Source organism: Acinetobacter sp. ANC_7503, assembly GCF_056780035.1.
Genome location: NZ_JBWYJA010000020.1, coordinates 1 through 8694, shown reverse-complemented (window position 1 = coordinate 8694; position 8694 = coordinate 1). Strand labels below are relative to the sequence as shown.

The window sequence follows — 8694 nt, the reverse complement described above, 5'->3', positions numbered from 1 at the left end:
GTAAAGCTTCATTAATTTCTTGTTGAAGTGCATCACGTGTTTCATCAGTATATCTTGCTGACTCTTCCAACTCTGCATTGTCATCAAGTTTCTTTTGAAGTTCATTCGCCTTCGTCTCAAGCGCGACTAAATCCGCTTCTGTAGCAGGCGTATTTTCAAATTCTTGCTGTGATTCAGTTTTTAGATTATCAACAGCATTATTTAGTTCATCACGAGCGTTGTTTACATCATCAATGCTTGGCTTATCACCAATATTGTTATTGAAGTCATCTACAAGCTTTTGAGCTTCTTCAATTTCTTTTTCTAATTCTGATTTAGTTTCATCAGTATATGGATCATTTAGATCTTCATTTTCCAACTTATCCTTTGCATTTTCCAAATCAGCTTCAAGATTATTAATTGCTTCTTCTAATTTAGCAGCATCTTTAGCTTCTTGATCTTTTAAAGCATCTTCAACAATAGAAATTAAATCATCAGCCGTCTGGTCAAGTAATTCTTGACTTGATTCTGGGTCTTTTAAAACAGCTTCTGCATCATTAATAGCATTTTCAACTCGCTGTTTTTCATCACCATCCAATTGATTTAATGAATTTTTAGCATCATTGATTGCATCAACTAATTTGCTGAGATCTTTGGAAGGTTGTTTTGTGTCACTTGATCCATTAGCTGCATCAAATACAGCAACGCCAACTCCAACTGCGCCTAGTGCTAATGCTCCACCAGCTAACCAATTATTTAATATTGTTGCACCAGTTCCAGCACCGCCCTCTAATAAAGCTTCGATATTTTCTAATGGGTTATATTCTACATTTTTGAAATCAAGGACATACATTTCACCGTTTTGATTACGGAAAACAAGATCTGAAGTTTCATAATTGAAGTTATCTAAAGTAATTGTTTCCCCGTTATTTAATTTAATAATGACCTGATTTTCATTCACAATGAGCTCTTGAACATCTTCAGGAGCCACGTCGATCATTACAACTGAGTCTTCAACAATTTTAATTATATTGCTCTCTGAAGTGATCGTATTATTCAAGGTTTTTTTTGAGATAATCTGAGTTTGCATATACAAAATACCCATAGATTTAAAGAAATTTTACTTAATAGCATTAAACGATCATTTAGTTTTCTAATCAAGATTTTTTTAGATTAAAAATCATATATTTCAATATATTGTGATTTGCATCACACTATTTTTTAATAAAATTGATTTTATTTTATACAGCAACTAAATGATCTTAAGTAGACTGCTATTTACAAATTCAATACATTGCTTACTTATTGTTCATCTTTTTTCTTGCTTTTAATTTTCATTATTTAATATCAGAAACACAAATTTTTTTTTGAAAAACGCAATGGTATAATCTCAAAAAAATGAATAATTTTTATGAAATATTTTTCTTGCGCGCAGTGCAATCGGCAAATCTTTTTTATGAATTCTACATGTACTCATTGTGGAATTAATTTAGGATATGTTGTAGAAGAAAGAGAAATGGGAAGTTTCCATAAACATACTAGTCAGTTGTGGAAATCTATTAATCCCAAATTCAAAAATAAACTCTATAAACCCTGTTTTAATTATTTGCATCATCATGTATGCAATTGGATGATTCCTGCAGAAAGTTCTGATATTTACTGTGACTCTTGCAAACTAACCTCTATTATTCCAAATTTAAATAACCCTGATCACACCATCTATTGGAGCAGATTAGAGCATGCGAAGCGTCGTTTCCTTTATATGATGCAACAACTAAATATCATGCCGAGACCCAAAAAAAATGATCAAGATCAATTTGGACTTAGATTTAATTTTTTGATGCCCGAACCAGATCTTCCTGTTTTAACTGGTCATGCTCAAGGTACAATTACATTAAATGCAAGCGAAGCAGACGTCGTATACCGCGAAACAACCCGAATAAAAATGGGTGAAAACTATCGAACCCTACTCGGTCATTTTCGCCACGAAAGCGGGCATTACTATTTCGATCTCATTCAACAGCTTCGACCAGATCTGATTGATGCGTTCAGAGTAATGTTTGGAGATGAACGACAAGATTATGCTGAGTCTTTAAAGCGACATTATCACGAAGGTCCACCCATAGACTGGCAGAAAAAATTTATTAGTTCCTATGCAAGTGCTCACCCATGGGAAGATTGGGCAGAGACTTGGGCACATTATTTACATATGATGGATACCTTAGAAACAGCATACTATGCGGGTCTGAGTGTTCAATCTAAACGTGCTGATCTCCCAAGTATGACGATCGAAGAAAATCCGATTGGTGCTAAAAACTTTGAAACTGTTTTACAAAACTGGTTAACCATCACTTTTAACTTAAATGCACTTAATCGCAGTATGGGTTTAGATGATGCATACCCATTTACGCTATCAGATAAAGTCTTAGACAAGCTCAGATTTATTCATCACAAACTATTAGAAATTTCATTTCAAAAATAAATATTTTTGCTTTATCAAAGGTTGAAGTTACTTATTATTTAAATACAATCTTCACCAAGTCTTATTGATTGTGTGTAAATGAAAATAAACGAACAGATTGTACTCGTTACAGGTGGGGCACGAGGCCTTGGCTTGGCTATTACCAAGGCATTATTGCGCGAAGGCGCTCGTGTCGTTGTCAATTATCATAGTAGTCATGAGTCCGCTAAAACATTAAAACTTTCACATCCTGATCAAGTTTTTAGTTATCAAGCAGATATTACTGATGCAGATCAAGTTTCAGAAATGTTTAACGCTGCCAAACTGCATTTTGGTGAAGCTATTCATTCAATTGTGAATAATGCACTCGTTAGATTTAAATTTAACGGGGATGCAAGACCAAATATTTCACAAATACAATGGAATGATATGCACACTCAGTTTGAGGGTGCTGTCAAAGCTGCCCTTAATACCACTCAAGCCGCTTTAGCCGACATGAAAGCTAATCGATTCGGTCGAATTGTGAATATAGGAACAAACTTGGTGCAAAATCCTGTTGTGCCATATCATGACTATACTACTGCAAAATCTGCCCTTCTCGCATTGACGAGAACATGTGCTCATGAATTAGGTGAGTTTGGAATTAATGTCAATATGTTGTCTGGTGGATTACTTCAACAAACTGATGCAAGTAAAAGCACGCCACAGGAAGTTTTTGATTATATTGCTTCTGCTACTCCCTTGCGTAAAGTAGTCACTCCTGATGAGTTTGCTTCAGCCATTTTAATGTTTTTGTCACCGTACTCCAAAGCTGTTACTGGTCAAAATTTAATAGTGGATGGCGGTTTAGTTAAAAATTAATAACGATGCTTAGAGCTTAGGCTATTTTTTATTTAAGGAATAGCCTATCTATATAACCCCAATCGCTTGCTCATAGAGTATTTATGAGTGTTATTTTACAAGGATTTCATGAAACATATGTCTAAGCCATTGATGGCTGGTCTTATGATGACAGGACATATGCCAGTATTGTTTAACACCATATGTCGGGAAAGCAATAGGTGCATCAAAGATTTTTAAATTTCCTCGTGATAATAAAACTTCGCTCAAATAATAAGGCACTGTAGCAATCGCATCAGTTTCTTGAACAACAAGACCAACACCAAGATAACTTGGTAATCGCATTAAAATATTTCTTTTAAGTTCAAGGTTTAACAGCTCATTTTCAATATGGTAATGCCCCATTCCCGCATCAATATCAATGTGTGATTCTGCCAAATACTGCTCTTTGCTGATTGAATCTCCCGTTAAACGAGGGTGATCTTTTGCTGCAATTACAACATAATATTGCTCGAATAGTTTTTGTTGATAAAAGCCATTTTCCAAATGAGGCAGAAATCCTAATGCAAGATCAATTTCACCATTTGCCATTTGATAACTTGTTTCAGAAGTTATTGGACGCACATTTAATCTGACATGAGATGCTTTTGCTTTTAGATATTGGGAAATCTTAGGCAGTAATACTAAATGCGAAACATCAGTCATCGCCAAGGTGAATTGTTGATCTGATATAGCTTCATCAAAATCGATCGTAAAATTATTAATCGCTTCAACTTTACTTAATGCTTCACTGACCAATGGGAATAATTGCTTTGATAATTCCGTCGGGATCATTTCATTCCCAATTCTTAAAAAAAGCGGATCGTTATAATGTTGTCGAATTTTATTAAGAATATTACTTACAGCAGGTTGACTCATCTGCAATTGTTCAGCAGCAACCGAGACACTTTTAAATTTGTAAACATGAAAAAAAATACTGAGTAATTTGCAATCTAATTCGTACACGAAACGCGCCTTCTCCTAGTAGATGAGAATGTAAAGTAAAACAAGATCTCATAGTACTTTTATATTTTTATTTTTTCTAGGATCTATTCTGACATTCTCTAAAACCATCCCATAAAAAAAGAGCGAAAAATCGCTCTTTTTATCATAATTCAAGTTTGAATAATTTAGAAATTATAAATTGCTACAGCACTTACACGATTATCCTCACCTGTGTTAGAACCATTTGGTGCAGATACTACAGCTTTACGCTCACCATACACATATTCCAATCCAAGGCTAATCGGTTTGATCGGACTATAGAATGCATTGACCCAACCTTGCCAAAGCTCCTTATTGATCTCTGTCAGATTTACTGCACCACCTCGATAAGCATTTGTCACATCTTGATTCATATAACCAAAACCAACAGTTCCACGCCATTGAGGATTAAATTGCTGCGTTAGACCTATGGTAATTGAGTCAAATTCATTCTCATCTAAAATTTCACCAGATGAGCTACGGCTGATACCAGGATTCGTCCATGAAACAAAACTACTATCTCCTTTTACATGATAGTAGTCAGCTTTCAGTGTAGTTGAAGGAGCTAATTTATATTGCATACCAAGTCCTACGCCCCATGCAACGACTTCATCAACTTCTGTTTTCTTTTCATTGACCATAGTACGTAAACTGAGTTTAGCATCATCATTTAATTGATGATTCAATCGCGCTGTGACTGCAGGTGTACGCATTTTAGATAATCCATCTTTTGGATCTTCTGCTGCAAGGACCAAGCCTGTTGCAGGTGCTAAACTCATACTATAACGAACTTGAGGTGTACGTTTTACAGCACCACCCACATAACCTAAGGCATCAATCGTTTCAGGCATATAGTCTGGCACAGCAAAGTTAGACCAAGTTTGACCAATTAACCATTTATCGTAATTCATATAAGCATGACGTATACGAAGATTATCTAATCCAGCTCCACCCAAAAAGTCGACTTCAACTTTACCTGAAACTTTTTTATCATTGATTTGACTATGAATATCCAAACCTAAACGTGTTGCTGATAGAGTCGACTTAAGCTGATCACTCGCCTCATTATTACCGGTTAAAGGAACCTTATTAATATTATTATATAGGCGATCTAACCCACTACCTTCAGCTTGATATGAAGCATCTAGACGAACATTTCCATAAAAATTAAAAGTGGTATCTTTACCAACATTTAGTTTTGGTTGGGGTTTAACAGATTCAGTTTTTAATGTCTCAATCGATTTTGTCTGTACAACAGCATTCTTCTGTTGTTGTTCCATCATTGATTTAAGTGCTTCAATTTCTTGACGTAGTTGCTCTATTTCAGACTGTTGTGGACTATTCGCGTATGCTGCAGTAGATGTTAAAACAGCTAATGAGATTAAACTTAAAGTAAAAGGTTTGTTTGAAAAGATCATCCTAATCTCTCTTATCCTATAAAATGGTTTAAAAGTGTAAGTAACAGCCACCTTCTGGTAGCTGTCTTATTTATAAAGAATTTTTACTGAGTTTGTTCTACGACTTTAGAAGAGTGTACAGATTCTTCCTGAGCAATTTTACCATCTACTGAATTTTTCAGATTCACCATGAAAATTGCTAAGGCTGCAATCACACCAGGAATTGCGATGACCAAGAAATTCATTTGGTGCGGAAGTTCCATGGTTAACAAAGCACCGGTGAGTACTGGACCTACGATTGCACCTATTCGACCAATACCAGATGCCCACCCCATACCAGTTGAACGAACTGTTGACGGATAATATTGTGCGACGAATGTATAAAGTAGAATTTGTGAGCCAATCGTTGCAGCGCCCGCGATTGCAATTAGCGTATACAACACGATTTGTGGACTATTAAAGCCGAGAAGGATAAGTGCAAGTGCACCGCACACGAACATAATTGTAAGTACTTTTTTGATGTGGAAACGATCTGCAAGATATCCACCACCAATTGCACCCACCATACCACCGATATTTAATGCAAATAGGAAGATCATACTTGCACCAAGCGAGTAACCCGCTTGAATCATAAGCTTTGGCAACCAGCTTCCTAAAGCATAAACCATAAGCAAACACATAAAGAATGCGATCCAAAACATGAATGTACTAAAGGTACGACCTTGCTGGAATAATGCTTTTAAAGGAGCTTCATCACCTGCTGTGACTTCATCTAATACAAATTGAGTGTCAGCAGTAATATTTTTTTCAGGTGCGATTTTCTTAACATTAATTCGCACTTGCTCGGTTTGGTTTTTGTTGGTCAGGTACATCAAAGATTCTGGTAGGAATTTCCAAATCAACGGCAATGCGATTAAAGGCAATGCAGCGATATAGAACATAATTTTCCAGCCATATTGTGGAACTAACCAAGCACCTAATAATGCTGACGTCATACCACCAATTGCATATCCACTGAACATAAGAGCAACTAAAGTACTTCTAATTCGCTTAGGTGCATATTCAGTCATTAAAGCAACAACGTTAGGCATCACACCGCCAATACCCAGACCAGCAAGAAAGCGTAAAATACCAAATTCAGTCGGATTTGATGCAAATGCCCCCAAAAATGTAAATCCACTGAAGATTGCCACACAAATCATGATGGTTTTTTTACGACCAAGCTTATCTGATAATGTACCAAATGACATAGCACCGAACATCATCCCAAATAAAGCTGTACTTGCTAACAATCCAGCTTGTACTGAAGTTAATGCCCATTCCTGCATTAATAAAGGTAATGCAACTCCGTAAATGACAAGATCATAACCATCAAAGATAATAATCAATAAGCACCAAAACAATACACCCCAATGAAATGGTGTGAACTTAGCATCATCAATCACACGATTGATATTTAATTTGTTTGCTTCCAAGGTTGCGCCTCCTGCAAATAAACTCTCCAAAAATATGACGCAACATTGACTTAAAGCTGAAAAAATGTCCAAAACCGAATATATCTATATATATACCTTCAAGGTCTAAATAATCTCGAGGGCTTATTTCTATTATGATTGAATAAAAATTAGACGAATAATTACTTAAAAAAAAAATTCTTTGAGAATTTCTAATTTGAATTTTTTATTGCAACCTACTTTTTCTTCAAAGTTAAAATTATTTGTTTGAAATTTATCAAAAAAAATTAAGCCCCTTTTCGGGGCATAAGCTAAAGTCGTAGTTATTTTGAGTATTTAAGATTTTTGATTGCTATTTTTTATCCAATAGCTTTAGACCTAAGTCTAATTATTGTATTAGACCCTATCTAAATTAAATTTCTATCATACTTAATTGCTTCTAAATCATACACTTGGTAAATACAATCTATTAGAGACATGATGTCCTCGCTCTCATCTAGATTACGTATCGTCATAAATACTGGACTTACTGCAGTTTCATCTAAAATTGGGATGTAAAGCAAATGGGATAGCTGAATTGATTTCGCACTTTCTGGGACAATACAAATACCTTCACCAGCTGCAACCAAACCAAGAGATAGCTGAATTTCTCGCACCAAACGAATATTTTTAGGTTCTAAATTATATTCTGCAAACAAGGCTTGGACTTGAGTTGCAAAGCTAGGGGTTGTATGGCTAGGGTATAAAAAAATATTTTCATCAGAAATATCAGATAGATAAACACCTTCTTTTTTTAAACTTAAAGGATGACTTGCATGCACTGCCATCATTAAGCGCTCTTCACGAAGCAAAATTCGCTTCAATGCTGGATCTGAAATTCTAAGCCGCCCAAATCCAACATCAATCTTCCCCTCTTTGAGTGCTTTAACTTGTTCTAACGTGGTCATTTCAACAAGTTCAATCTTTAAGTGGGGTTGCTGCTGCCTATATAAATATACAATTTTAGAAAGCAGCCCATAAAGCAGTGACCCGACAAACCCCATTGTTACTGTACGTTCAACTAGACCTATCCGCTTTGTCATAGACTTAACTTCTTCAGCATTGGCAAGTAATTTCACTGCGTGCTGATAAAAGAAATAACCGGCTTGTGTTGTTTTTAATGGACGGCTACCTCGCTCAAATAAAGCAATGCCAAGCTCTGATTCCAAATTTTGAATTTGTCTACTTAATGGTGGCTGCGCAATAAATAACTTTTCGGCTGCTTTTGTAAAACTTTGTTCTTCTACCACTGCGACAAAATATCGTAGATGTCTAAGCTCCATGACTTCCATACCTTTAAAATATATTAAAATGCAAAAATGATCTTCGACTCTATTTTTGCATTCTTTTAAGGTATACCACATGAAATACACAATGCAAGAATGCGTAGAGTGGAAATGATTACATCAGTTGAAACCTTGCTCGTTGAAATCCCGACGATCCGCCCACACAAGATGGCGGTCGCAACGATGCAAACTCAAACCTTAGTCCTCATTAAAAT

7 protein-coding genes are annotated in these 8694 nt (G+C 35.6%); 2 read left to right on the top strand and 5 right to left on the bottom strand.

Annotated elements, in window-relative coordinates; genetic code table 11:
- A partial coding sequence (locus AC1M9M_RS14645) for a BapA/Bap/LapF family prefix-like domain-containing protein (RefSeq protein ID WP_481596692.1) occupies positions 1 to 1069 on the bottom strand: 1069 nt, incomplete at its 3' end.
- A gap of 321 nt (positions 1070 to 1390) precedes the next feature.
- Here AC1M9M_RS14645 and AC1M9M_RS14640 point away from each other — a divergent pair.
- Both AC1M9M_RS14640 and AC1M9M_RS14635 read left to right on the top strand, forming a co-directional pair.
- Complete coding sequence (locus AC1M9M_RS14640; protein WP_481596691.1) at positions 1391 to 2461, top strand: zinc-binding metallopeptidase family protein; 1071 nt, start codon at positions 1391 to 1393, stop codon at positions 2459 to 2461.
- A gap of 78 nt (positions 2462 to 2539) precedes the next feature.
- Positions 2540 to 3301, top strand: coding sequence for a 3-oxoacyl-ACP reductase (locus AC1M9M_RS14635; protein WP_481596690.1), 762 nt, complete (start codon positions 2540 to 2542; stop codon positions 3299 to 3301).
- A 90-nt stretch (positions 3302 to 3391) separates the two neighbouring features.
- Here the strand turns inward: AC1M9M_RS14635 and AC1M9M_RS14630 are convergent, their stop codons facing one another.
- From AC1M9M_RS14630 to AC1M9M_RS14615, 4 genes are all read right to left on the bottom strand, one after another.
- Positions 3392 to 4285: a LysR family transcriptional regulator gene (locus AC1M9M_RS14630; protein WP_092766282.1), complete on the bottom strand. Its 894-nt coding sequence runs from the start codon at positions 4283 to 4285 to the stop codon at positions 3392 to 3394.
- 164 nt (positions 4286 to 4449) lie between these two features.
- Positions 4450 to 5721 carry a DcaP family trimeric outer membrane transporter gene (locus AC1M9M_RS14625; RefSeq protein WP_481596689.1) on the bottom strand — a complete coding sequence of 424 codons (1272 nt, stop codon included), beginning with the start codon at positions 5719 to 5721 and terminating at the stop codon, positions 4450 to 4452.
- 83 nt (positions 5722 to 5804) lie between these two features.
- Positions 5805 to 7175, bottom strand: coding sequence for an MFS transporter (locus AC1M9M_RS14620; RefSeq protein ID WP_035270292.1), 1371 nt, complete (start codon positions 7173 to 7175; stop codon positions 5805 to 5807).
- A 386-nt stretch (positions 7176 to 7561) separates the two neighbouring features.
- Entirely contained in the window at positions 7562 to 8476 is a 915-nt protein-coding gene (locus AC1M9M_RS14615; RefSeq protein ID WP_035270297.1) for a LysR family transcriptional regulator, read from the bottom strand.
- Positions 8477 to 8694 lie beyond the last annotated feature (218 nt).